At 33.0% G+C, this 26,469-nt stretch carries 25 protein-coding genes; 18 read left to right on the forward strand and 7 right to left on the reverse strand.

Annotation, left to right across the window (positions count from 1 at the left end; translation table 11 throughout):
* The gene (locus MHH98_RS08685; RefSeq protein WP_076034597.1) at window positions 1–819 is read right to left on the reverse strand and encodes a PRD domain-containing protein; all 819 of its coding nucleotides are present in this window, start codon (window positions 817–819) and stop codon (window positions 1–3) included.
* A gap of 42 nt (window positions 820–861) precedes the next feature.
* On the reverse strand, window positions 862–1,344 hold the full coding sequence (locus tag MHH98_RS08690; RefSeq protein WP_038185219.1) for a PTS sugar transporter subunit IIA: 483 nt from the start codon (window positions 1,342–1,344) through the stop codon (window positions 862–864).
* A gap of 460 nt (window positions 1,345–1,804) precedes the next feature.
* On the opposite strand from MHH98_RS08690, the gene MHH98_RS08695 reads away from it, so the two are divergent.
* The 6 genes from MHH98_RS08695 to MHH98_RS08720 all read left to right on the forward strand — a co-directional run bounded on the left by MHH98_RS08695 (window position 1,805) and on the right by MHH98_RS08720 (window position 6,171).
* Window positions 1,805–2,110 (forward strand): ArsR/SmtB family transcription factor, encoded by a 306-nt coding sequence (locus MHH98_RS08695; RefSeq protein ID WP_038185741.1) that lies wholly within the window; start codon window positions 1,805–1,807, stop codon window positions 2,108–2,110.
* Window positions 2,111–2,112: 2 nt separating this feature from the next.
* Window positions 2,113–3,165: an ACR3 family arsenite efflux transporter gene (gene arsB, locus MHH98_RS08700; RefSeq protein ID WP_038185208.1), complete on the forward strand. Its 1,053-nt coding sequence runs from the start codon at window positions 2,113–2,115 to the stop codon at window positions 3,163–3,165.
* A gap of 100 nt (window positions 3,166–3,265) precedes the next feature.
* Entirely contained in the window at window positions 3,266–4,069 is an 804-nt protein-coding gene (locus MHH98_RS08705) for an arsenite methyltransferase (protein ID WP_340712572.1), read from the forward strand.
* Window positions 4,070–4,386: 317 nt separating this feature from the next.
* A complete protein-coding gene (locus tag MHH98_RS08710; RefSeq protein ID WP_340712574.1) occupies window positions 4,387–4,968 on the forward strand; it encodes an LOG family protein in 582 nt (193 codons plus the stop codon).
* A 188-nt stretch (window positions 4,969–5,156) separates the two neighbouring features.
* Window positions 5,157–5,561 (forward strand): hypothetical protein, encoded by a 405-nt coding sequence (locus MHH98_RS08715; protein ID WP_076034595.1) that lies wholly within the window; start codon window positions 5,157–5,159, stop codon window positions 5,559–5,561.
* A gap of 118 nt (window positions 5,562–5,679) precedes the next feature.
* Entirely contained in the window at window positions 5,680–6,171 is a 492-nt protein-coding gene (locus MHH98_RS08720; protein WP_340708906.1) for a GNAT family N-acetyltransferase, read from the forward strand.
* Window positions 6,172–6,331: 160 nt separating this feature from the next.
* Here MHH98_RS08720 and MHH98_RS08725 read toward each other — a convergent pair whose 3' ends face one another.
* The 5 genes from MHH98_RS08725 to MHH98_RS08745 form a co-directional block, all read right to left on the reverse strand.
* Complete coding sequence (locus tag MHH98_RS08725) at window positions 6,332–6,982, reverse strand: hypothetical protein (RefSeq protein ID WP_340708907.1); 651 nt, start codon at window positions 6,980–6,982, stop codon at window positions 6,332–6,334.
* A gap of 317 nt (window positions 6,983–7,299) precedes the next feature.
* Window positions 7,300–7,926 carry a response regulator transcription factor gene (locus tag MHH98_RS08730; protein ID WP_038185188.1) on the reverse strand — a complete coding sequence of 209 codons (627 nt, stop codon included), beginning with the start codon at window positions 7,924–7,926 and terminating at the stop codon, window positions 7,300–7,302.
* Between the two features lie 7 nt (window positions 7,927–7,933).
* On the reverse strand, window positions 7,934–10,219 hold the full coding sequence (locus MHH98_RS08735) for a sensor histidine kinase (protein ID WP_340712577.1): 2,286 nt from the start codon (window positions 10,217–10,219) through the stop codon (window positions 7,934–7,936).
* A complete protein-coding gene (gene comX, locus MHH98_RS08740) occupies window positions 10,204–10,368 on the reverse strand; it encodes a competence pheromone ComX (RefSeq protein WP_038185187.1) in 165 nt (54 codons plus the stop codon). The genes MHH98_RS08735 and comX overlap by 16 nt, the downstream gene beginning before the upstream one ends.
* Window positions 10,369–10,379: 11 nt before the next feature.
* Window positions 10,380–11,276: a polyprenyl synthetase family protein gene (locus tag MHH98_RS08745; protein WP_038185174.1), complete on the reverse strand. Its 897-nt coding sequence runs from the start codon at window positions 11,274–11,276 to the stop codon at window positions 10,380–10,382.
* Window positions 11,277–11,854: 578 nt separating this feature from the next.
* Here MHH98_RS08745 and MHH98_RS08750 point away from each other — a divergent pair.
* From MHH98_RS08750 to MHH98_RS08805, 12 genes are all read left to right on the forward strand, one after another.
* Complete coding sequence (locus MHH98_RS08750; RefSeq protein ID WP_340712579.1) at window positions 11,855–14,866, forward strand: efflux RND transporter permease subunit; 3,012 nt, start codon at window positions 11,855–11,857, stop codon at window positions 14,864–14,866.
* Window positions 14,867–14,976: 110 nt separating this feature from the next.
* The gene (locus MHH98_RS08755) at window positions 14,977–15,378 is read left to right on the forward strand and encodes a holo-ACP synthase (RefSeq protein ID WP_038185170.1); all 402 of its coding nucleotides are present in this window, start codon (window positions 14,977–14,979) and stop codon (window positions 15,376–15,378) included.
* 1,033 nt (window positions 15,379–16,411) lie between these two features.
* Window positions 16,412–17,344 carry a 3-oxoacyl-[acyl-carrier-protein] synthase III C-terminal domain-containing protein gene (locus MHH98_RS08760; protein WP_340712582.1) on the forward strand — a complete coding sequence of 311 codons (933 nt, stop codon included), beginning with the start codon at window positions 16,412–16,414 and terminating at the stop codon, window positions 17,342–17,344.
* A gap of 12 nt (window positions 17,345–17,356) precedes the next feature.
* A complete protein-coding gene (locus MHH98_RS08765) occupies window positions 17,357–18,733 on the forward strand; it encodes an ATP-binding protein (protein ID WP_038182930.1) in 1,377 nt (458 codons plus the stop codon).
* An 18-nt stretch (window positions 18,734–18,751) separates the two neighbouring features.
* Window positions 18,752–20,029 (forward strand): diaminopimelate decarboxylase, encoded by a 1,278-nt coding sequence (gene lysA / locus MHH98_RS08770; protein ID WP_340708910.1) that lies wholly within the window; start codon window positions 18,752–18,754, stop codon window positions 20,027–20,029.
* 28 nt (window positions 20,030–20,057) lie between these two features.
* A complete protein-coding gene (locus tag MHH98_RS08775) occupies window positions 20,058–20,312 on the forward strand; it encodes a phosphopantetheine-binding protein (protein ID WP_038182926.1) in 255 nt (84 codons plus the stop codon).
* A 10-nt stretch (window positions 20,313–20,322) separates the two neighbouring features.
* Window positions 20,323–21,144, forward strand: a complete 822-nt coding sequence (locus MHH98_RS08780; protein WP_076035218.1) for a hypothetical protein — start codon at window positions 20,323–20,325, stop codon at window positions 21,142–21,144.
* Window positions 21,145–21,146: 2 nt separating this feature from the next.
* The gene (locus MHH98_RS08785) at window positions 21,147–22,073 is read left to right on the forward strand and encodes a 3-oxoacyl-[acyl-carrier-protein] synthase III C-terminal domain-containing protein (RefSeq protein WP_038182922.1); all 927 of its coding nucleotides are present in this window, start codon (window positions 21,147–21,149) and stop codon (window positions 22,071–22,073) included.
* Between the two features lie 26 nt (window positions 22,074–22,099).
* Window positions 22,100–22,795, forward strand: a complete 696-nt coding sequence (locus tag MHH98_RS08790) for a hypothetical protein (protein WP_340712584.1) — start codon at window positions 22,100–22,102, stop codon at window positions 22,793–22,795.
* A gap of 5 nt (window positions 22,796–22,800) precedes the next feature.
* Window positions 22,801–23,958: an acyl-CoA dehydrogenase family protein gene (locus tag MHH98_RS08795; protein ID WP_340712586.1), complete on the forward strand. Its 1,158-nt coding sequence runs from the start codon at window positions 22,801–22,803 to the stop codon at window positions 23,956–23,958.
* 46 nt (window positions 23,959–24,004) lie between these two features.
* Complete coding sequence (locus tag MHH98_RS08800) at window positions 24,005–24,886, forward strand: hypothetical protein (RefSeq protein ID WP_143691257.1); 882 nt, start codon at window positions 24,005–24,007, stop codon at window positions 24,884–24,886.
* 12 nt (window positions 24,887–24,898) lie between these two features.
* A complete protein-coding gene (locus MHH98_RS08805; protein WP_076035221.1) occupies window positions 24,899–26,290 on the forward strand; it encodes an MATE family efflux transporter in 1,392 nt (463 codons plus the stop codon).
* The last annotated feature ends 179 nt before the right edge of the window (window positions 26,291–26,469 follow it).

The raw sequence follows: 26,469 nt of genomic DNA on the forward strand, positions 1-26,469 counted from the left end.
TTATTGCTTTTGCAATCTTTCAATATGGACTGCGATGTAACCTAACTCATGATCTGGTAGGTCAATACCATGCAATTTCTTTAACTCTTTGGTCACTTCGACGGCGCAATTGTACGAATAAGGAAATTTCTTTTTAATCATGACAAGCATTTCTTCATCCATTGTATGGAGCTCATAATGATTCATCCTTGTTAAAGCAAAGCGTAAATGAGTGATAAGACGATGATAGGAAATGTCGTTTTCCTCGAGATGTATGTTTAATTTTTTTTGAATAATTTGAACCATATCCCGAATAATCGTCGTTTGCTTTAACGTTTGATGTAAATCGCCTCCTTGTAATTTCATCGTATGGATATGAAGAGCGAGGTAAGCAGCTTCATCTTCCGGCATTTCAACTTGGCATCTTTCTTTTATATGTTGTATTGCCCAAAGACCAATCTCAAATTCTCTCCTATATAAGATTTTTATCTCAGGTAAAAGCTTGTTATTGAGTTGAATACCATCTTTTAATCTTTCAATAGCGAATGATACATGGTCAGTCAGTACAATATGAATACGTTCGTCTAACTTTCCACCAATATATTCCTCAGCGTACGAAATAATTTCTTCAGAGATTGTAAAATGTTCTTCAGGAATTCGACTTAACAATTGTTGAAGTTTGTCATTTTCCCTCATAACAAATATCTTTTCTATTCTGTCTAAATTAACGATGTCGTTTCGTTTCTTATTAAAAGCAACTCCGGATCCCACAGCAATCTTCTCACGCTCGTTATCTAGAACAACTACGGCATTATTATTAAGTATCTTCGTGATTTTCATCGAAAGCGATCTCTCCTTTACTTACGATAATTTAAGGATTCACTACTTAGCAGATATGGTCATTAAGATGGTTTTATCTTGGATGCATGATTTTGAATAATGGCATTGAATGTCTTTGTCAGCACTATTAGTAACAATGATTGGTGTAACTATGTTTTTTGCGTTTTCTCGAATATATTCCCAGTCCACTTCGATAAGAACTTGCCCTGTAGAAACTTTATCACCTGCACTTACAAGTACTGTAAATCCTTTCCCACCTAAAGAGACCGTTTCCAAACCAATGTGAATGAGAATCTCTGAACCATCAGTAGTGCGTATTCCAATAGCATGCTTCGTATCTGAAATGAGAACTATTTCTCCTTCTACAGGGGCATGAACACTCCCATTAGTAGGAATAATAGCGACACCTTCTCCCATCATTTTTTGGCTGAAGACGGGATCTGGAACTTCACCTAATGGAATAATCTCTCCATTTATAGGTGCCAAAACTTCTAAACTACGTTTTTTAAATAAATTTGATAGCATGAAAAAACTCCTTTGTTGAATAATGTAATAATGCTGCCGTAATAGAAAAGCGTAAAAAAGGCATGGAGGCAACAAAGCAGTTTTTTACAACTTCTTTGTTTACCACCATGCCTGATCGTATCAGTAACATGTGATTCGTTATTAAACTAATATTCAGATAATAGCATTAAATATTTTACTATTCAATAGAAATATGAAAAAAAGTTAAAAATTTGTAACAATTGTAATGAATTATATGAAGGGGATATAGTTTTAAGTACAAGTTTCAGAAAAAATAAAGCGATTTTGATCAAGCTATTTCAAGTGAAAGACAAGAAAAGAGCATACATCTTGTTTTTTAGATTTTTTTAATGAAAGATTAAGCGGAATTTCTATACTTGCATACTTTACAATATAAGAGTACTCTTATATAAGTGAACGATTATATAAAAGAGGTGGGATAGTGGATTCTTTAACAATAATGGAAAAACAGTTAAAGGCCGTAAGTGATGCTAACCGTTTAAAGTTGTTAGCCTGTTTAAAGCAAGGCGAGGTCTGTGTATGTGATTTAGTTGATGTCCTGAAGGTTTCACAGCCAGCAGTTAGCCAACAATTACGTAAATTAAAAGAGGCTGACATTATCTTAGAAAGAAAAAAAGGGACTTGGAAGCATTATCGATTACATGAAGAACAATCTCCATACATCCAAGCAATTATTGAAGAATTAGAACCTATCTCATATAAGCATTGTGGACCAACTTGTTCTTCCCAAGAAGGGGATGATTGAAGGTGGAGAAACCGTTAACAAAACAGCTATCTTTTTTAGATCGGTATTTAACGCTGTGGATTTTCATTGCAATGGGGTTAGGTGTTCTTATAAGCGTCATTGCACCAAATTTTAAAGATACATTAGATACTTTAGCGGTAGGTACTACGTCTATTCCAATTGCTATCGGATTAATTGTTATGCTCTATGCACCGCTTGCTAAAGTGAAATATGAAGAGATGTGGCGTGTATTTAAAGATTGGAAAGTTCTATTGCTCTCACTCGTACAAAACTGGCTATTAGGTCCATTTTTAATGTTTTTCCTAGCCATCATCTTCCTACATGATTATCCGGAGTATATGGCGGGGCTGATTATGATTGGCCTAGCACGATGTATTGCAATGGTCATTGTTTGGAATGATTTGGCGCGAGGTGACAACGAGTATGTGGCAGGGCTAGTTGCCTTTAACTCTGTATTCCAAATCTTATTCTATTCTGTATTTGCCTATTTCTTTTTAAATATCATGCCGGGATGGTTTGGATTAGAAAATCTAAATATATCTATTTCAATGTGGGAAATTACAAAGAGTGTGCTGATTTACTTAGGTATCCCATTTGTTGCAGGTATTTTAACGCGCATTATTGGTATTAAAGTGAAGGGGATCGAGTGGTATGAAAATCAATTCATTCCTAAGATTTCTCCATTAACATTGATTGCTTTATTGTTCACTATTGTCATGATGTTTTCTTTAAAAGGGGATAAAATTATTGAATTACCAGTAGATGTAATTCGTATAGCCATTCCTCTATTAATCTATTTCTTGATTATGTTTGTCGTGTCGTTCTTTGCTTCAAGAAAGGCAGGAGCAAATTATCCAGTTACAGCAGCACTTTCGTTTACTGCTGCCAGCAATAACTTTGAATTAGCGATAGCAGTAGCTGTTGGTGTGTTTGGTATCCATAGTGGTGCTGCGTTTGCCGCTGTTATTGGCCCGCTTGTTGAAGTACCGGTGTTAATAGCTCTAGTGGGAGTAGCACTTAGATGGAAAAGGAAATATTTCGAAGTTAAATTGTAAGTATTGAATCACACGATTTACGCCTAGCATTGTCTAGGTCTTATTTTAAGTCATTATATAAGTGATCGCTTATGTATTAATGTAGACGGAGGGTATAAAAATGACAGAAATGAAAAACGATCAAATACGCCAAGGTGTGCGTGATAATTATAAACAAGTAGCATTAAAAAGTATTGATACAAATAGCTGCTGTGCTCCTAGCTGTTGCACACCAGATGAAAATCAAAATATCTCTGTAAAAGAGATTTCGCAAAAAATGGGTTACACAACTGAAGAACTTACAAGCATTCCGAACGGTGCCAATATGGGATTAGGATGTGGGAATCCACAAGCAATTGCGGCTTTAAAAGAAGGTGAAACTGTATTAGATTTAGGCTCTGGTGGTGGATTCGACTGCTTTTTAGCTGCGCCTAAAGTGGGCTTAAATGGGAAAGTCATTGGTGTAGATATGACACCAGAAATGATTTCAAAAGCTCGGAAAAACGCAGAAAAACTCCAATTTAAACATGTAGAATTTCGTCTTGGTGAGATTGAAAATTTACCAGTCGCAAATCAATCTGTCGATGTCATCATGTCAAACTGTGTAATCAATTTATCACCAAATAAATTACGCGTTTTTGAAGAAGCATACCGTGTTCTAAAAGATGGCGGTCGTTTAGCCATTTCAGATGTAATTTTAACAACAACTTTACCAACTGATATGAAACAAAATATGGCGCTCTATTCAGGTTGCATCACAGGCGCCTCAACAATCGAAGAATTGACGGCTTACTTGCAAGAAGCAGGGTTTAAAAATATTCAAATCACTCCAAAAGATGAATCGAAAGAATTTATCAAGGAATGGGCACCAGAACATCAAGTGGAAGAATATATCGTATCGGCTATTATTCAAGCTGTGAAATAGAATGATGTACAGCTATAGATATGAAATGAAGAAATCAAAATAATTGAGTAAAAAATGACTTCGCTAAAGTAGCGGAGTCATTTTTTTATTCCATACACTTCTATCAAAAAGCTTTCCGATAATAAAAAACTGGAAACAGCGCCAATAAAAAATGAATTGGAAAATCACATTTAATAAAAGCGCATATAAAACTTAATTTTAAATTAAAAATACTTAAAAGTGAAATAATGGTTTTGGTTAATCAGTATTGATGTAAATGCAATTTCAAAGTAATGTATGATATGTAAGCAAGATTACATAATGGGACGTGATAAATATTGAAAACTCTAGCTGTATTTTGTGGATCAAGTAATGGAGCTTCGGATATCTATGTAGAAGTGGCAAAAAAATTGGGTAAAGAGTTGGCCAAACGTGATATTACACTTATATACGGTGGGGCAAGTGTAGGCGTCATGGGTGCAGTTGCAGATGCTGTATTAGAAACAGGCGGAAAAGTTATTGGAGTAATGCCTAGTTTTCTAGAGAAAAGAGAAATCTCTCATAAGAATCTAACTGAACTAATTGTAGTAGACTCTATGCATGATAGAAAAGAAAAAATGGCAGAACTTGCAGATGGATTTATGGCGTTGCCAGGTGGACCAGGAACATTAGAAGAATTCTTTGAGATATTCACTTGGGCTCAGCTTGGATTACATCAAAAACCTTGTGGACTCTTAAATATTAATCATTATTATGATCCGCTTATTGCTTTATTTAATCATATGTCTGATGAACAGTTCTTACATGAAAAGTACCGTACTATGGCGCTAGTAGATATAGAACCAAGTGGACTACTCGACCAATTTAATGTATATGAAGCACCAACTGTAAAATCTTATATTACTGAAAAACAAATTTGATAGTTGAAAAAACAGGCTATGGTTTTTATAGACCATGGCCTGTTGTAATAGTAAGAGGGATATCGAAAGTGCTGAAGGTAAATCTTTTTTTAAAAGCTAGATTATCTTCGAATACGACTTTCAATTGAATTAGGTGATTTTTATTTTTACTTGTATAGAGTCTATTAATTTGTTTAAGGGGAATTAAAGTGTTTAGATTTATTTTAGCATCATTATTTTTTACAGTCCTGTTCATAGTAGGGCTGATGTTTACAGTTCGTATTTTTAAGAAAAGACGTCCGAATATGGATTGGCAACTACATATTTTTGTTTCAATCAGTATCATGTTGTTAGGACTAGGCGTTGCCTTATTTACGTGGCTTGATATCGTGGCCATCGCCATGAATAATGAGAAAGTTGAACAGGGAACTTGCGAACTGACGAGAAAATATAGTCGTCGAGGTGGCGGTGATACAAGAATTAAAGTAAACGAGATGGATTTCACTTATAATAAACCAGGTTACTACAATGATGTGTATGAATGCCGTGTTGAATATTTGCCATTCACAAAAACAGTGAAAGATCTTCAATTGTTTGACGAAAAGGGAGTTTAAGATAGCAAAGCGCTTATCTATAGTTTTGGACATACATATTTGAGAATAACTACATCTTATATTATATAAAATAGTATTGATAAACAGATTCACCAAAGGAAAAGGAGCTGAATACATTTTGTTACTTATAAGAAATCTTGAAGAAAATGAGCATGAGTTTTTATTGGATATGTTATATGAGTCAATCCATATTCCAGAGTATAAACCGACTAGAGAAGAGTTACTAAACTTCCCACACATTAGAAAATATCATGAAGGTTGGGGAAGAGCGGGGGATAGAGCACTAATTGCTATCGATGAAGAAAACCAAAAAGTAGGAGCGGTCTGGTACAGATTATTTGAAGAAAATAATCAAGGCTATGGATATGTCGATCACAACACGCCAGAATTAGGAATTGCTATTGTAGAGAATGGTAGAGGAAAGGGAATTGGAACTTTACTTATGAAGAAAATCTTGCAGCTTGCTATGGCAGAAGGGTATAAGTCAATTTCCCTAAGTGTAGATCCAGATAATAGTGACGCAGTACATATATATAATAAACTCGGGTTTCAAGAATACGGAATATCAGGCACAACTATCACAATGGTATATAGGGATGCTGAGCATTAAATACGTCAAATTAATGCTGGAAATAATATAAAGCATGTTTTGAATGATTGATCAAAACATGCTCTAATGCTCTTTTTTTATTGATAAGAAATCTGTTTATTATAATTTGGATCATGATCTATCAATTGTTAAGCACTCATATACATGCATATCTAATATCTCAAAATTTATTAGTAGATGTGTTGACAGTAGAATAAGGTTTCTCTTCATTTATTATCCCCGAAATACCCTCTTTTTCAAGTAAATCGACAATTTTTTCAATGCTTGCATGATCTTTTACTACAATGAAATTAGGTGAAAAAGGCTTGTTTTTTATGTTTAAAATAAATTTATAACCATTATTTACTTTAGGGTCAAGACCATAGAGCTCATGCCAACGACTTATTTTTTCTACTTCATAACCTTTTATATTACTGAAAGAATAGAACTTGCTATCAAAGATTATGCCATTTGCTAATATGAACAAATTACCACGATGTTTAATGGAGGAAATAATCACGAAAAATAAAGAAACAATACTAAATGAAGAAGTTCCTAATACGTCAGTTAAAAGAACAATTACTAACAAAATGACTAATAGTAAAATTGCAACTACGGTTCCCCATTTAACATATTGGTAAGACCTCGTATTTTTACTAAGATACTCCATTTCCCGCCACTCGTGTGGAATGAGGATGCTATTAAAATCTTCTTCCTTACTAGGGTAGAAAGCATCCTTAGAGAGCTGAACAGCTTTTCTCAATTTAATTCGATATCGAATCAAATAGTAAATACCAAACAAAAAAATAATAGTGAATATAGTATTTAACATCTTTTATAGCTCCTTTCTCGATAAATAAGGATTTAAAACAATTGTGGCTTACTAATTTATTCCTATTGTTCTATATAAAAAATTATACTACAAAATGGATTATTTGAGTTTATATGTTTATTTTAGGGTTAAAGTAAGGATTTCAAAAAGCAAAGCCAACTTGAAATAATTCGATTAATGTCTAAAACAGTGCGACATTTGTAAATAAAAACTCATTTTTTTCAAAATAAATGCAAATACCCTATAAAGTAAAGTAGACTTTTATAAGTGTCACTTAACTTTATAGGGTGCAATTTTTTGGGTGCAAGTGGATTTATTTAATCAATTAATTTTAATTCTTTTGCCATTAGAGCAGCTTCTGTTCGTGTTGTAACATTCAGTAAGTGATAAATTTGTGATAAATTTCGTTCAACAGTTCGTGGAGTAAGATCAATTTCGAGAGCAATAGCACTATTAGTATAGCCCTGTACGACGAATTGTAAAATTTTCTTCTCACGTTCATTTAAAAGTAGTGGTTGCTTCGAAATTTGAGGTTGATCTAATTTCTGAACGAAATCGATGAAGCTCCAAGGTAAGATAATCTCGCCATCCATTGTTAAACGAATTGTCCGAAGTATGCGCTCTTTAGTGACGGTTTTCGAAAGAAGCCCATGTATTTTTTTTTCCACGATAAGTGAGTAGTAATCTTCGATCTGATCGCCTGTATACAAAATAATCTTTGCGTCAGGTTGGAGAGAGCAAATGGTAGCTCCGACGTCAATACCACTTGTACCTGGCATATTAATGTCAATTAAATAAACATCATATGGTGTTTTTTGTACGATTTCTGGAATATTTGTCGGATTTTTTTCTGTATCCGCTCGCATATCATCGATATTATTAAATAGATTTTTACTACCTTCTAATACAATTGGATGGTCGTCGATGATTAAAATATTTATCATGGATAGTTTAGTCTCCTTTATTGACCGTAATATCAAACTGCATACCTTCATTAGGGTATGAGTCAATAACCATAGTCCCTTTGTATGCGGCAACACGTTCCTTCATGCCAATTATCCCCATCGTCCCAGATAAATACAAATCTTCTAAGTGACAGCCAATCCCGTTATCCATATAAAATAAATGAAAACCTTGTGATAAAGCACGAAGTTCAATTTTTACATATGTTGCTTTAGAATGCGTTAATGCATTGTTTAACATTTCTTGGATTAAACGATAAATGAGTAACGACATCTCATTGTCATCTATTAGTAACGGTTCAATAGAATGCATTAAAGTAAAGTGAGCTCGTTGTTCGGTCTGATTAAATAATTTCGTCAGTGCGGCCTCCAAACCAAGTGTTTGAAGAAGCGGAGGCTTAAGTTGCTCGCAGTATAGTCGCAACTGGACATTTATTGTTATTAGTTGCTGATGAATTTGTAAAATTTTTTGTTGTACGAGATCGCGATCACGTACATAAAGTAAGTTGTCCAATTCGCGAATTAAAAAAATTTGCTCTTGTAAAATAGTATCATGGAGCTCTTGTCCAAGTTGACTTTTTACTTCTTCAAGCTGTAACCAGCAGAGCTTATGTAGCCAAGCAGGATAGTTTTGTCCTTCCTTTGCTTGCTTTAACTCAAACATTAAATCCTCTACAAGCTGTGTGTTTTCAACAAAATTATCAATGTAATGAAGCAGTAATTCTAACCAAAGAAGTTCTTCCTTTTTTAAATGAATTTTGGAGTTGGTTCTTAAAATCAAAAAGTATTTTGTTTTTATATTTCGATGTAAGCAAGCGACGTAAAACGTTTGAAATTTCTTTATTGATCCAACTTGTAGTTGATCTAAATCCTTTGGCGTTAATTGGAGTTGGTGCCTATTCTCTTCAGACTGAGCATTAGCAAGAGAAATCTCTTCAGTTTCCATATCATATTGTATGACATAAACCGTATTCATTTCTAATTGCTTCATAAGTTGATCGGAAAGTGTGTTAAATAAATCCTCCATTTTTATTTCTTTTCCGACTTTATCAATAATCGAATATAAAAAATGAATATTATTGCCGTTCGTAGAAAATAGTACTTTTCTATACACATAATCAATTTTTTCTTTAACACATAACAGCACAAAAATAGAAATGAAAATAAAAAGTGCTATACCTATATTAGTACGTATTGAAATCGATAAAAACGAGTCAATTCCTATCATTAGCCAAACTGTCATACCACCAGCAAACAGCACATAGTAACGTATACGAGAAACATAATAGTCAACATCAAATAATCGTTCCGTTACTTGCATAAAGGTGAATGTAAAGGGAATGCATAGTAACGATATAGCGCAAGTCGATGGACTTAAAATTGCTTGTTGAAATAATAATTCAGGGAGTACATAAAAAATGACAAAAGGTAAAAATGGTAGAACGATAAACCAAAAAAGTATTTGGAGCTGAATGCTTCGATCACGAGTATACGAAGTTGCAAGAATGATTAAAATATAAAAAATCAGAGCCACAAATAGCAGCAATATAATGATCGTATTCAAAGTGAAAAATGCTGAATTGAAAATTTCTATCATAGACACTAGGAAAACACACACAGTAATGAGATATAAGATCCAAATCTTTTTATTAAATCTCCATGGTATACGCAAAAAAGCAAAATACTTTTGTAAAAAGTGAATGAGTAGTACAAGGCATAGGATTAAACATGTACTATTAACAATACTACCTACGGGATGTAGTTGGGTGGATGCACCAACACTACAATAGGCAAGCGATACCGTTAGCAAAAAATAAATTAAAATATTCAGTGAAGCGACATTGCCACTTTTTTGCTTATATAAATAAATTGCTAATGACAACATAAGTAAAAAGTAAATTACTGGTAAAATGAAAAAATGTGAAAATGCCTTAGGCAATTCATGATACAAAACATCAATTTCTTTAATGTTTCCTGTAGCGTCCATTACAGTTAGTGTTTTAGCAGATCGAACAATCCCGTCTGGTGCAACGTGCTCCATTTTATAAGGAGAGAAGTCATCGATTGCAATCAATATATCACCTTTACTTATTTCATGGAGTTCTGCCCAATCACGATATTCGAAATGCTCAATTACCAATCGATCGTCTTGTTTTACAACCTCTATCCCAATAATAGGAGAACTATAGCTGATATAAAGTACATAACTCCCAACAGCGATATAAAGTGTTAACAAGGTGATGAACGAACGGAGAGGGATTAAAGTGGTCGCCAACCTAGGCTGCCTAAGCATACATCATTATCATATGCTTCCACAATTGCTTTTTGTTGTAGTGAAGTTACACCTACTAAAGAAAGCTTATTATCCTTTAAAAGTTGTATGAACGCTGGGTTTTCTTGTAAGTATTGAATGAATTTCATCATTTGACATTACCTCATTTCATTAATTTTTCTACATATAAAAGGTCTACTTCGTGCATTTTAATCTGCTTTAAAAATACTAAAGCTTCTAGCTTTAATAAGTTTTTAATCGCCAGTGCATATTGAATCGCACCACTATCAATTAATGCTTTTTGAAGTAAGGGAACATTTACTGAATGCGTATTACCTGCGTAGTAATCATTTAGATGTACCGCAACTGATGATGGCTGTGAAAATAAAAAAAGAATTGACAACGAATATTTTTTATAGATAATATCATTTTTTCCATTCCAATATTTTAAGTCTGTAATATCGTTTTTGATTTGCTGAATCATGCCAATATGTTCAGCATAACGTGCAACCGTTGAATTTATTTGGCCAGTAGCTAAGACAACACCAAGCTGACAACTTAGAGCAGTTAATGAACCAGATTTTTGGCGAATCATATTGAGATATGCTTCTTCAGTCCGTGCTGTATTAAGTAAATCTTGTTGTTGACCATTAATACAATCAAGGCCATATTCTTCTAGCAAACAAGCAACTTCCCATTTGTATCGACTTGAAGTTTTTAATACAATTTGTTTCGCAATAAACAGAAGCGCAATAGCTCCATTTAACCCGATTGCGGTATCCTGAGACCAGATTGTATCGACATCACCATCTTGTAAATCATCAATTATATCAAAGCTTAAAATAAGTAACTCAAGTGCTGCTGCAATCGACACCGCATCATCATCTAGTTCACAGCCAAATGCCTCATAATGGAAAAGGCAAAGATGAGCAAACATGAAAGAAGCGTTTGTTTTGACATTGATATATTGAATAAGTTGGTCCTGAAAAGCGAGATGTAAATGTTGATTCGTTGTAATTAGTTCTTTCATTTTAATAATTAAGACCTCATTATGTCGCATTATACAAACCACCTTTTGTTGTAACAATTACATTCAGTATACATTCATTATGAATCATATATCGACTAAATGGAATAGTAAAATGGTAAATAACGTAAAAAATGTGTGTTATATTACTGTTTTATATAGAATGTAAACTCTATCTATATAGAGTTACCTCTATATTTTTAGAGCGCTTTTAACAAATAATTACAAAATGTGTCGGGAAACCGAAATAGTAATGTCGTATTCCTTACCTTGAAATGACGGATTATATTATATTAATCTGAATATAGAAAATATAGATAAATTAAGAAGTTAGTAATACACTACTCAGACAAATTATGAAATCAAATTTGGATAACTTTTTTATTTCTTTTTTTTATTAATACTTACGATCTATTGCTATAAATACGATTTATTGTAAATTAAGCAGAATTAACAATATATATTAGTTGTTTATACCAAATAGATTTGATTTGGTATTTACCTAGTTTCCAATTGCGCCGAATATCATATCAATTCCAATAGAATGGCACACAATTAATCTAATGGTTCAGAAATAATGTTAAATAAATATTTATAGAGGCAGGTATAAGATGAAATCAATAATTCAGTTTAGTATGAAAAGTGCTTTAGCTCTGTGTTTAGTGGTACTTCTTATTGTTGCAGGAGGAATTTATTCTTTAAAAGAGTTACATATTGAGAAGTATCCAAACGTAGACATTCCATATTTGACAGTTTTTATTCCTTATCCAGGTGCTTCACCGGAACAATCAATGAATGATATTGGGGAGCAAATGGAAAGAGAATTTATAAAGCTTGAAGGCGGAAAGAATGTATATACAGGTGGCGTTGCTAATGCAGCATATTCAACGATAGAATTTGATATGTCAATTGATATGAAGCAAGCTGAACAGTTAGTAAGGGCAAGTGTTGACAAGATTCAACTTCCAGAATTGGCAGAAGAACCGAAGTTTGAATTATCTAGTCCTGATGATAATCCAATTGTTTTTTCAATGGGGATTTATGCCGATGAAAATTATGAAGAAGTTCAAAATTTTATGAAGAAACGTATTATTCCACTTATTGAAGTAATCGATGGTGTAAGTGAAATCGAGGTTGGCGGGGTTGCAGATCGGTTAGTGCTTGTTCGACTAATACCTAAACAATTAGAGGCAAGTGGAATTACTATTAATGATGTAAAAACAGCTATTTCAGCAAATAATCTTTCGATGCCGACCGGTGATATTTCTGTATCTAACGAAGTATTACCGGTGCGAATAAATAAAGAATTAAAATCAGTTGAAGATGTTAAAAAAATAAAGATTTTCACACAAGGGACAAATTCACAAACCACTAAGACTTTACCTGGAACGATTACTTTAGGTGAAATTGCTGAAGTTACATATGAAAGTGAATACACAAATAATATTACACGAATAAACGGAGAACAAGGAGTAAGTTTGGGTATTATGGCTGAAGGTGGAGCTAATGTAGTAGCTATTGTTGAACAAGTTAAGGAAGAAATGAAAAATTTGGATCTTCCTGAAGGATATAAAGTAGAAACACTGCGTGATCAATCTATTGAAATTAAGAAATCAGTCTATTCTATGCTCAAGGAGGCATTTTTAGGTGCATTAATGGCCGTTGTCGTAACCTTGTTATTTTTAAGAAATATTCGTTCGACCATTATTGCTGTTATATCCATTCCAGTATCCATATTTGCATCTTTTCTTCTGATGAAAACGATAGGATATACATTAAATATTATGACACTTGCAGGAATTGCAGTAGCTTGCGGACGGGTAGTGGATGACTCAATTGTAGTAATTGAAAATGTTTTTAGAAGGGTAAGGGCTTCAAAAGAAAGAAATGATAAGCTCATAGAACAAGCTACAAGAGAAGTCGCATCTGCTATCACCACTTCCACAATCACAACTGTAGCGGTTTTCTTGCCATTGGCTTTTGTACCAGGGATTGTAGGGGGATTTTTCAAACCACTTGCATGGACAATTGTTATTTCATTATTGATTTCATTAATTGTTGCAATAACTCTTGTTCCACTCTTATCGAGAATTTTTCTTTTAAAAACTACACTGAAGGAACCACAAGAAAATGCACTTCAAATTTGGTATCGAAAAAAATTGACTTGGGTGTTAAAACATCGATTCGTAACTTTAACTACAGCATTATTGATTCTGGTTGGTTCTGTTGCTCTAATAACACCTAGACTCGGCACAACCTTCCTTCCGCAAGAGAAAGTGAATGATTTTGATGTCGAAATTAAAATGAAAAAAGGAACTGCTCCAAAGAAAACAATTGAAGCAGCTAGTAAAGTGGAGAAAATTTTAATTGATCAAGAGGATATAACTCTGGTAAATACAAATATTGACGGAGCATCTGAAAGTGCAACAATTTCATTTGTTGTAAAAGATTCTGTAGTAAATATTAATGGATTTGTAAAAGATTTGAGATCCCAATTTACAACCATTACAGAGCCAGAGAAAATTACAGTATCAGGGGTAGGTGGAATTATTGGTGGTGCAGAAGGTAGGTACACTCTTGTTGTAAATGGGTCTAATTCTGAGGATTTAAAAAAGGCAAGCGAGCAAATCAAAACTAGTTTAAAAGAAGTAGAAGGAATGACAGATGTTACAACATCTTTAGAAGGTGAAGAGCCTGAAATAGTCATTGATTTGGACGAAGTTAAGCTTGCTGAAAAAGGACTAATGCCAGCCGTGGTAGCACAAAGTCTTCGAACACTAATTAGCGGTGATATAGTAACAACGATGAGAATGGAAGGCGAAATACGAGAAGTGAAACTTGGATTGAAGATGGACGAAATAACATCCATCGAAAAACTAGGGAATCAAAAAATTAACAATGTAATGGGTATGCCGGTTTCTCTTAAAGAGATAGGTGAATTGAAAAGAGTCGATAATATTACCGCTGTTTCTCATTTGAATGGAAATGAATATATCATGGTAAATGGTACAATCACAGATGAAAAAGTAGGGGATGTGATAGCGAAAGCAGATGAAATTATCAATGATTTAGAGTTACCAGAAAATATTAGCTACTACAAGGAAGGCGCATCTGCATCGATGTCAGATGGCTTCAAAGATCTATCCATTGCCATCGTAATCAGTATTTTCTTAGTATATTTAGTCATGGTAATTGCATTTAGAGAAGGAAAGGCTCCATTTGTTATTCTGTTTGCAATACCATTTTCTATCATTGGAGCGCTAATTGGACTTTATATAGTAAATGAACCAATTGGTATGCCTGTAATGATTGGTTTACTCATGTTGAATGGGATTGTAGTAACGAATGCTATCGTTCTAGTAGATAAGGTGAAGCAAAATGAAAGAAGTGGAATGATCAAACAAGAAGCTATAATTGAAGCCGGCGTCATACGTATTCGACCAATTTTGATGACTGCTATTGCAACAATCGGTGCTTTAATTCCGATGGCTATCTCAAATGAATCAGGAATGGTGTCAAAATCACTCTCTGTAGTCGTCATTGGAGGGCTATCAACATCTACTTTATTAACGCTGTTTATTGTACCAATACTATACAGTTTGTTTAACTTGAAAAAAAAGTAAATAATGAATCCTAATGTAGCTAAGTATTTTATAAAAAAATACTCAATATTAGTCAATTATTAAAATAAATAAGATTTAAAATTAATTATATGAAAGAGTGATACATTGTAGTGTTAGTTGGAATCGGAGTAGATATGATTGAACTAGCCAGTTTAGATAAAATGCTTAAAAGAAATGAAATTTGGATCATTGAAAAGGTTCTCTCCAAAAAAGAGAGAGACTATTGTATGGGATTAAAAGATAGTGAGCTTAGATTAGTATGGATAGCTAAATGTTTCGTTATTAAAGAAGCAGCATATAAAGCCATTAATCATCTTGTTTATGAAAAATTTAATTTTTTAAATATTGAATTTTTCATCGATGATAATGGAGAGACAAATATTTATACTTCAAAAATCAATTTAAAAGAAGAAGGAATTATTTTACATCACTCGATTAGTTATACATCAAAAAATGTCATTGCATTTGTTACTGCAGAGAAATTAAAGGAGGTGAAAACTAGTGAAAATTAAAGCGAAACCAATGCAAATTAAGAATCTTAAAAATGTAGCACGTTACGGCGGTGCATGCGGTAAATGCTAAATTGACAGGTAAAAAAATAAGGAAAACCTTATGATTGTTTACTCCAAATTAAAAGGAGGTGAAAACAAATGAAAATTAAAGCGAAACCAATGCAAATTAAGAATCTTAAAAATGTAGCACGTTACGGCGGTGCATGCGGTAAATGCTAAATTGACTGGTAAAAAAATAAGGAAAACTTTATGACGGTTTACTCCATTAAAAGGAGGTGAAAACAAATGAAAATTAAAGCGAAACCAATGCAAATTAAGAATCTTAAAAATGTAGCACGTTACGGCGGTGCATGCGGTAAATGCTAAATTGACTGGTAAAAAATAAGGAAAACTTTATGACGGTTTACTCCATTAAAAGGAGGTGAAAACAAATGAAAATTAAAGCGAAACCAATGCAAATTAAGAATCTTAAAAATGTAGCACGTTACGGCGGTGCATGCGGTAAATGCTAAATTGTCTGGTAGAAAAATAAGGAAAACTTTATGACGGTTTACTCCAAATTAAAAGGAGGTGAAAACAAATGAAAATTAAAGCGAAACCAATGCAAATCAAGAACCTTAAAAATGTAGCACGTTACGGCGGTGCATGCGGTAAATGCTAAATTGACAGGTGAAAAAATAAGGAAAACCTTATGACGGTTTACTCCAAATTAAAAGGAGGTGAAAACAAATGAAAATTAAAGCGAAACCAATGCAAATTAAGAATCTTAAAAATGTAGCACGTTACGGCGGTTCATGTAAATGCTAAATCGATTGGTAGTTAACATGTCGAAAACTAATGAATAGTTTTCGACATGTTAAAAGGAGGTGAAAACAAATGAAAATTAAAGCGAAACCAATGCAAATTAAGAATCTTAAAAATATAGTACGTTACGGCGGTGCATGCGGTAAATGCTAAAAGTGGATATAAAAGAAATTCCCCTTCCCTAGATGGGGTTTCTTTTATAACTTAAAATAAAAGGGTGACCAATACATTGATATACATTGATTATATTGAAAACTATATTCCTGAAAAAGTAATAGACATATCAGAATTACAGGATTACTTAAATTTAAAAAATTATCAAATTAAAGTTTTTAAAAAAATCCACGGATTAAAAGAAATCAGGAAAGAAGAAGGTTCATTAACAAAATTATTAAGTACGCCAATATTAAATATATTTGAGCGAAACAGTAGTTTTAGACAGGAAATTAAATACATTATTTATTGTCATACTATTCAGAATGTTCACCCATTTCCGTTGGATATGTTTAAAGAAATAAGTGAAATTTGCAATATACATAATACGATAAATTTTTCAATAAATCAACAAAATTGCGCTTCAAGTCTAGTCGCATTAGAAATTGCAGACAGCTTATTAAATAGTACAGATAAAAATGATAAGGTGCTCTTGTTAATGGGGGAAAAGGTTTTCAATCCAATTATGCAATTAATTAATAATACCACTATTTTAGGAGAGGCATCAACAGCAGTCATCTTATCTAGAAATAGTAATAAAAATATTAAGTTTATTAAAACAAAAACTAAAATATTAGGGAAATATGCTGAAGGAATCGGCATTAGTCAGGAAGAACAAAAACAATTCGAAAAAAATTATGTACCAACCTTGTCAGCATTAATAATAGAAACGGTTAATGATCTTAATTTAGAATTGTCAAAAATATCTCTAATCTTACCGCATAATGTGAATGTATCTTCTTGGAAACAGATATCTAAATCCTTAGAGTTTCCTATCCAAAAAATATATTTAAAAAATGTGGAGAAATATGGACATTGCTTTTGCTCTGATCCATTTTTAAATTTAGATTGTGCAATCAGTGATGGCCTGTTAAAAAAAGGTGATTATTTCTTGATGGTTTCAGTTGGCTTAGGTGCAACGTTTGCTGTGAGCCTATTTCAATTTTAATGGAGGTGTGAGATGGAAAATATAGGTTGTAATTTAAGTGCTCATCTAAAAAAAGCACTAGTAGACGACGAAAAAGCAAAATTTATATATATTAATAACTTTGAAGTTGAACAGTATTGGAAACCGCCAGAAACGGTAGGTATTCCTTCGGTTTCCATTGGTAATGCAAGGTTGATGGTCAATAGATTGGAAGAACAAGGTGTATTACTTGCCAGCCCAACAGATATTGTAATTCTAAAACGACCTGTCAGTACTCACTTTTTGCAGTATTTACAAAGTTTACTAGAGTGTCCGGGTATTATCTATGTTGAGAACAGTAATCCAAACTTAAATATTACGAAGGACATTCTAAATTGCCAAAAAACAATTCAACATCTAAAAGAACTGAAAAATACGAATAATAACATTTACTTTATGCCTTATGGATGTTCTGAGTACGAAGAACAGCTCTCAGAATTAACAGGTATTCCTCTTGCAGTGCCAAGTAGTCATGTTTTTAGCAAAGTAAACACTAAAGTATATAGTCGTGTTCTGAATCAAAAAGTAAATATCAGGCAGATTCCTGGAGGGGAGTGTGATTCCGTAGATAGTTTGTTAGAGACATATCAAAACTTGAAGCATTATCTAATAAGTGGAGAAAGATTAGTCTTAAAGGAATCTCTGGGTGTGTCAGGAAAAGGATTAATTATTATTGATTCGGAAGAAAAATTTAATAAAGCAATTAAGATGATAGAAAAAGGGCTTAATAAAAAAAACAATGGAAAAGTGAGCTTTGTTTTAGAAAAATGGATTAGGAAAACAGCTGATATTAATTATCAAATACTAATTGAAAGAAACGGCAAAGTTATTTATTACGGTGCAAAGGAATGCATTGTAGAAGATGGAGTTCATCGTGGACATCTTTATCCAACTTACATCACAAGAAAGCTGGATGAAGAACTGCGTAAAGCTGGAGAAAAAATAGGTAGACAATTATATCAAGACGGTTATTACGGAATAGTTGGAATCGATGCGATATATGATCAGGAGGATATGCTTTGGCCAAACCTTGAAATCAATGCACGATTTAATATGGCCTCCTACCAAATGAGAATACAAGAAAATTTTTTACAAAATCAAGGGCACGCATTAGCAAAATATTATGAATTAAAGTTGAGTCGTCAAATATCATTTAATGAAATATTTACTTTACTTGAAAACTTTATGATTACTACCAATGGACAAGAAGGTTTCTTAATTAACAATTTTGCGACTGTTAACTCCGGTTTCAGTAAAGAAGGTAAGTTTTTCAAGGGGAGATTGTACGGAGTTTTAATGGCAAGTAATATGGGTTCACTGTTTGATTTGGATCGTAGAATACAGATTCAATTAAATAAAATTCAAGAATGAGGGGAGGAAACAAGATAAATGGTATATGAAATACAAGGAATACCTATAAGTGATTTAGCAGAAAAATATGGTACACCTCTTTATATATATGACGGGCAAGAAATTTCTAATATATTTTTAGAGTTGAAAAGCAATATTACAAAGCATCTTGAAGTATTTTTTTCTTTAAAATCGAACCCTAATATTTCTGTCTATAACTTGCTAAAATCATTGGGAGCAAAAGCTGAAGTTTCTTCATTGACAGAATTAAAAACGGTCCTAATGGCAAATACAGATCCAGAAAATATTATTTTTTTAGGGCCGGGAAAAAGTGAAGAAGAAATTACAAGTTGTATCGATCATTCTATTTATGCAATCGTATGCGAATCTTTTCAAGAATTAGAATTAATCAATAAAATTGCTTCTATTCGCAAAAAGAGAGCACGTGTGGCAATTAGAGTGAATCCAACATTTTCAATTAAAGGTTCTAGGCTTGCAATGGGAGGAAAGCCTCGGCAATTCGGAATAGATGAAGAAATAGTATTTCAAAATTTAGCCTTACTAAAGTCATATGAAAATGTGGATATTATTGGAATTCAAGTATACATGGGGACAAGAATTTTAGATGAGAATGTGATCTGCCAAAACACAATTAACATTTTAAAGTTGGCAGTACGGTTTAGTGAACAAACGGGTCTAGCATTACAATTTGTCGATATTGGTGGAGGATTAGGCGTACCTTATTTTAGTAATGAAGAGGATCTTAATATACAAAAATTAGGTGAACAACTATCTCCTATTATTAATGATTTTAAAGACTCTTTTCCGAATACAAAGCTGGCGATGGAAGTAGGAAGATATCTCGTTGCTAAATCTGGCATGTTTGTATCCAAAGTCAATTATATAAAAAAATCTAGAGAAGAAAATTTCATTATAACAGATGGTGGAACAAATTGTCATATGGCTGCAGTCGGAGTAGGTAGTTTTGTTAAAAGAAATTTTCCTATGAAGAATTTAACGAATTTAGATGAGGCGGACATTGATACTTATAATGTAACGGGTCCACTATGTACTCCAAATGATGTGGTTGGAAAAAATGTTGAACTCTCAAAGGTCCAAAGAGGGGATCTTATTGGGATTTTACAATCAGGTGCATACGGTCCAAGTGCATCACCTGGTCTGTTTTTAAGTCATGGTTTTCCTGCTGAAGTGTTGATTCATAGTGGGAAACACTATCTGGTTAGAAGACGTGATAATTCAGAGGATATTATAGGCAAACAAATACTAGTTAATGAAAAGATATTTCATTTAGTTTAATACAATAATAGAAAGGAATTGATAAATAATGAGTAAGAATACTTTTGAGGTGGCTATAGCAGCATTAAGAGAAGTGTTGGATATTGATGAGATGGAGGAAATACTACCTGAAACAACATTAGAATCATTAAGTCTTGATTCTACATCGATTTTTGAACTTTTAATGGTTTTGGAAGACAATATTGAGGGATTATCTATAGATCCCGAAGACATTGAACCGGAATATTTTGAATCCGTAGAGACAATTGTTGATTATATTGATAAATCTTTAGTAAATGCATGAATGAATGAGTATGATAAAAATTAATTCGTATGTATGTAAACGGTTCTTGGAAAAGAGGTCATATACTCATAGTATTGGGGAAATTCAATTTCAAACAGATTTAGCAGATATGTATGGACTTAAGGTGGATGAATCTCTATTGAATTCGGGGTTGAATAATTCATTTAGTTTTATGGGAACTAGCTTAATAGATCAATTATTAAAAACCGGGAATAAAATCGATGATGTAGATTTAGTCGTTTTAGTTTATTGTATCCCTGATATCAATCCGTCCATTTCAACTGTCAATTACTTAATTGAAAAATATAATCTAAATGCAAAAGGTTTTGCTGTTTCAGCAGTAGATACTTATGCTCCTTTTGCAGCAGTAAAAATCATCAAAGAGTTATTTTTTACAAAGAAGTGTAAAAAGGCACTTTTGTTAATGCTCGATCAATCTACATTATCATATTATGCTCCAGGTGTTAAAGATATTGAAGATACAGCAATTGCTTGTCTATTTGAAAAAAATGGAACTGGTCCTTGTCTTGAACTGAATGAGTGGGGTTATGAATCCAATACTAATCTGCATGAATGGATGAAAAAAATGAATCTAAATCAAAGTGATGATCAGTATATTATTTCGTCCAATCTAGAAGAGAAATATACAGAAATGCCATCCGAAATCACCTTTATTGCTTCCTCTAAGCAATTATGCACGTCCTTGTTTGCAAAGTTATTAAAATTAATACAAAAGGGCAAGATTCAGGGAGATTCATCTATTTATTTGTTAGATGGAAGCTTAAAGGAAAATGAACTGTATTATATGAAATTTAGCATACTTGGAGGTTGAATGTGAGTTTTGGAATTGCAAAAATTGGCACATATATCCCGAGCCTAAGGCAAAAGATTGATGAAGTATTAGAGTACTCTGGCTGCAATGAAAGAGAAATAAAATTAATGAAAAGATTACACAATATCCATCAAGTTCCCATTGTTGAAAATGGACAAAGATTGGAAGAGACCCTTCGTTATGCATTACTAGACCTTCATTTAGATATAAAAGTTGATTTAGTCTTGTATGCTCATTCGTTACTGGCGCAAGTTCCACATGATTATGGGTTGTTAAATAAAGTCTTAATGCCATTTGATTTATTAAGCACAAAAAAATTCGGGATTGCTCAAGAGGCATGTGCTTCTTCCTTTTATGCAATGGAGCTCGCAGACTTGTATTTTGCAAAGAAAAAAAATGTAAATACGATTCTATTAATCTTGGGAGACCAATCCAATATGACTACTAGATTAAGATATATAGAAAATTCTACCGTTATTGGAGATTCGGCAGTGGCAGTTCTGTTACAGAAAAAAAACGAAACAAATAAAGTACTGTCCATCGGTGTTTATAGGGATACTCGTTTTAATCAAGGGTTTTACGAAAATCCCCAAAAAACAGCTTTATTTAACGAAGAATACGTTTCCATTATTATTAAGGCGATACATGAAACATTGACAAAGGCGAATGTAGTTCTCGATGAAATTCAATATATTCTTCCCTACAATGTGAATAAAATGACTTGGCGAAAGTTTTCAAAACTTACCCATTTTCCTTTAGAAAACATCATTTTGGATTTACTTCCCGAGATTGGCCATACGTATACAACAGATTGCTTTATAAATTTAGATTATTTACAATCTCAAAATAGATTAAAAAAGGGAGATAAGATTTTAATGGTAAGTGTAGGATTAGGTTGTTTTGTGGGATCTGCTGTCATTGAACATTAAGAATTTATTATAAAAGGAGATAAATAATGTCAACACTTTTATCATCAAAAAATGAGAATTTATTGAGCTATATAAATCGATTTTTAGAAGAGACCCGTGGTTTGAGCCTTTTTGAAGCTTTTGAATGGATTTTCAAAGCCTTTGAAAATCCAATTATTATATCATCCAATAATTATTTTCTTGCTCCTCACTCTGTTCTAGAGAATCCGAATACGCATATTCTTAGAGGTAATAATCTCTATCAATTGACCGAACTAAAATTTAATAAGGTTAATAATCATTTCATGGAACATGAAATGATTAGCTTATTTAAAATGGATGACATACCTGAGAAGGGGTCCAACCAGATAGAAAATATTCCTTTAACAAAAAATGACTTTGCTTTATTCATGCGGACGTGGATTGCATTGGAATGCCTTGCTTATGATAAAAAGCTTTTGAGCAACCGTTATTCAGGAAAATTACCGATTATTCAATACCAAATGGTGAAAGGGCAGTTTTCGGAGGCCATTATTAAAATATATTCAATTATTAACAACTATATCAATGGAAATACCACATTAGAGAATAAGTCTTTCAATGTATTTATTCACAATGAAATAGATGATTGTATGAATACTCTGATTAACCTAACTGGTGGTCATGGTGTCCTGACGGAAACAGTGAGCAGAAAAATTTATTTGTCTTTTGTCATCAAAAACCTGTTTGTAGAATCGGAGTGAATATTTTGAATATAGAAAAATTAAATGCTTTTGAAGAAGCTATTAAATCGTACTCGCAAGAATTTCGGGATATTGGACTAATCATAGATGAACAGCCTGATCGGCTACATGAATTTACGGATTTGGCCAGTGTTCAATTGTTATCACGAATGATGATTCCTTCTGAATATAATGATCATCCATTTATCATTAATAATACAAAATTTTATGGTTTAACTTGCATTGAGAGAGTCATTGGGACTGAATGGCTTTCCTATGGGGATGCGGGAGTCGTTGTGGGGTGTCCAGGGCCTTCATTATCTGGAATCATTATTCAAGATTTTGCCGATGGGCAGCAAAAGGAACAGTATTACAGCAAATTGCTATCCAAACCTTGTTGGACTTTTTTTGCCTTAACTGAGCCTAATAAGGGATCGGATGCCATGCATATTGAAACAATTATGAAGAAAGTAAATGCATGCGATGGGCAAAGGTTATTAAACGGTGAGAAATATTTCATTGGGAACGGTACTCGGGCGGAAATCGGAGTTGTCTTTGCGCGTACCACAACCGGTCCAATAGGAATTGAAATGTGCTTGATTGAAAAGGACTCAGATGGTTTTTCTGCCGAAGCACTTGATACATTAGGTCTTCGCGCTCCGAAACTTAGTAGATTAACGTTCCAAAATGTTCGCATAAATGAAGAACAGATTATTGGAAGGCATTTAAGCCCTTTAAAAAGAGGAATGCATGGAGCCATTACTGTTTTTAATAAAATGCGTCCTACAGTAGCTGCTATGGCACTGGGTGTTTCACAAGCAACTTATGATTACATGATTACCAATAAGAAGAATTTATCCTTAGATCAACAACAGAAACTGGAGAATTTTCAAAATGAGCTAATAACTACTAGGAATCTCATTCGTCAAGCTGCATTGGAAGTGGATATTAATCCGCGGAATGGTTATGTCGGATCAATTGCAAAAGTGAGAGCTACCTCATTAGTGAAGCAGATCACTCAATATGCGCTAGATTTATTTGGTGAAGGAGCCTTTTTTGAACATCCATATTTAAACAAATGGTTCAGAGATGCATTTGCGTTTGAAAACATGGAAGGTACTTCAAATATATTAAAATTAAATATTTTTCAAAGCTACATGAATGGAAAGATTTCGTATGTATAACCTATGTGATTTAAATGTATCATTATCATCTTTGGCAATTCTACATATGGATCGAAAAAATTATTATTTAGATGGAAAAGAGCCTTCTGATTTTTTTAGGTTAGAACCACATTTGGAAATAGATGCATATTATCATAACATTCCAATAGAAACGGTCGAGTCCTATTCTATCAAAATTGACAATCAGCAAGTGACCTTGTCGGAAATGTTACACAAATGCCATACGGAACTATTACCAGTAGTGAACAACTATCAGTGTTTATTAATTTCAAATTCGTTTTCAGATCGCCAGCCGGAAATACAGCCGCTTCCAAGAATTTTAGAATGGTCCGATAAGAAACCAAAAAATTATTTTGGTGTTTCTCATTTAGGTTCATTAGCTTCTATAGATTGTCTAGAAATTCTGGAACTTTGTTTAAATGAAGGAGAAGAAGGAATTCTTCTATTAGGAGAACAATTATTTATTGAGCAAAACCGGTACAGGACAGGCTATCTTCCCTTATCAGATTTTGCAATGGGCATGCATTTTTCTAAAGGACACGGATCGATTCAAATTCTTCAAATTGGAAATTATCCCTTAGCTGAATATCAATCAAATATAGAAAGTAGTAAAATTCACTTTTCTAATATCATTAAGCAAATCTATGAATTGGTGTCACATCAACATCAACCGAAGTGGGTTATTGTCCAAAATTTATTTGGTCGAATGGATTTCCTGGAATCCGATTTGTTTTTTATCCGAAAGACAAATGTTGCTCAGAATTATCAAAGTAGTGATGTCTGGTACACGTTTACCGAATTACTGTTATCAGGAAAATTGAAAAAAGAAGAGAAGATACTTATAATATCGGCAAACCGGGATTTGAGTACTTCATTTGCAGTTCTTCAGTTTAATGGGATGCCTCTAGTTTCCAGTTTTAAGTGGTAAGGAGGAGAAATTTTGCCAAGAAATATAGATTATTTAAATGATCGAATTATTCCGTTGATTTATAAAACCTTTATTCCAATGGTATTGGCTTCTTCAGTTTCGATTGTCACGCAACTGGCCAATACTTTTTTTATGGGGCATGAGCATAAGGAAGCTCTGTATATTGTTGGTTTATATATTCCGTTTTCTTTTTTTATGACTGCATTGATTGAAGGTTTTCAAATTTCGAATGCCTCTTCCGTTGCATTTGAAAAAGGAAGGGAAAATACCGAGCAAATACCTAAGTTGATTAATAATTACCTTCTATATGGAATCTTAACCAGTTTAATTATTGCGATTTTCATTAGTTTATTAACACCGATGTTCGCCGATTATTTTAACGTTCGTAATGAATCAATCAATTTATTTAGGAAGTATACTCGGTTAATGGTCTTTCTTACAATATTCTCAGTAGTAAATGCCATACTGTTATCCAGTATAAGGGGATATGGCCTTGTAAAGATTTCTTCAGGAATAAGTACGTTTACCTCAGTGTCCAATATCTTATTAGTTTATATTTTTGTAGAATATTACCTTCTTGGCGTTTATAGTATTGTCCTTGCTAATTTTATTGTAAGTAGTATCTCAATAATCATCAGTCTATTTTTCCTATTAAAATATAAAATTGTAAAATTTCAAATTTTACCTTTTTCATTGAAAAAATTTAAATTAGAGGAAATTGCCAAACGTAAAATCTTGAATATTGGTATTCCAGTGGCTATTTCGTATATTTTAATCTTTATTAGTACATTTTTCTTCAATAAAATCCTAATGCCATTTGGAAATGAGGTGGTAGCGGGTTTTGGAGCTGCATATCGATTACAAACAATAGTCCTTCTAATCGCGATATCTTCTGGTAATACATTAGGTCTTCTTATGAATCAGAATATGGGTGGCAATAATTTAGAACGTTCCTTTGAAATCTATAAGAAAGGAATGATCAATATAGTAGGAATCTACATTATCATTGGCACGGCCATTTTTTTAGGTAAAGACCTAATCGCTTCTTTTTTAATTGCTGACGGGGAAGTGAGCGTACATACAGCAAATTATTTAAAGATTGTTGCTTTATCCTATATTATCATGGGACCCATGATGTCATCATTATTGGTGCTTGAACAAATTGGCAAAGGATTTCAGGCGTTCTTTTTAAACTTTTTATATTTCTTTTTTATCGTTGTAATCGGATGGTTTTTAACAAACCATTACCAGGAAGAGAGTTTATTCTACTGGACAATCAGCTTATTGAATGTTTTCGCCATAACCGGTATTTTATATAGTTATTTTGTCATCAGGAATAGTTTTCAATTGAAACAAACACAATTGAATAAAGAAATAAAAAGGGCAGTTGAAATGAATGGATAAAAACCAATCTTTTTATATCGTTGAACCGTATTTTGACGAGTATTTAGAGACAGACTTGTATTTCCCCAGTTTTACTAAATTTTAAATAATGAGTATTTAGCGCCGAGGTATCTAATTTTACTGTTATTAATAATTTGTTTAGCTAAATGTATAGTCGATTTAGATGGCAGTAAATTTTT

The organism is Viridibacillus sp. FSL H8-0110, assembly GCF_038003565.1.
Taxonomy (GTDB): domain Bacteria; phylum Bacillota; class Bacilli; order Bacillales_A; family Planococcaceae; genus Viridibacillus; species Viridibacillus arenosi.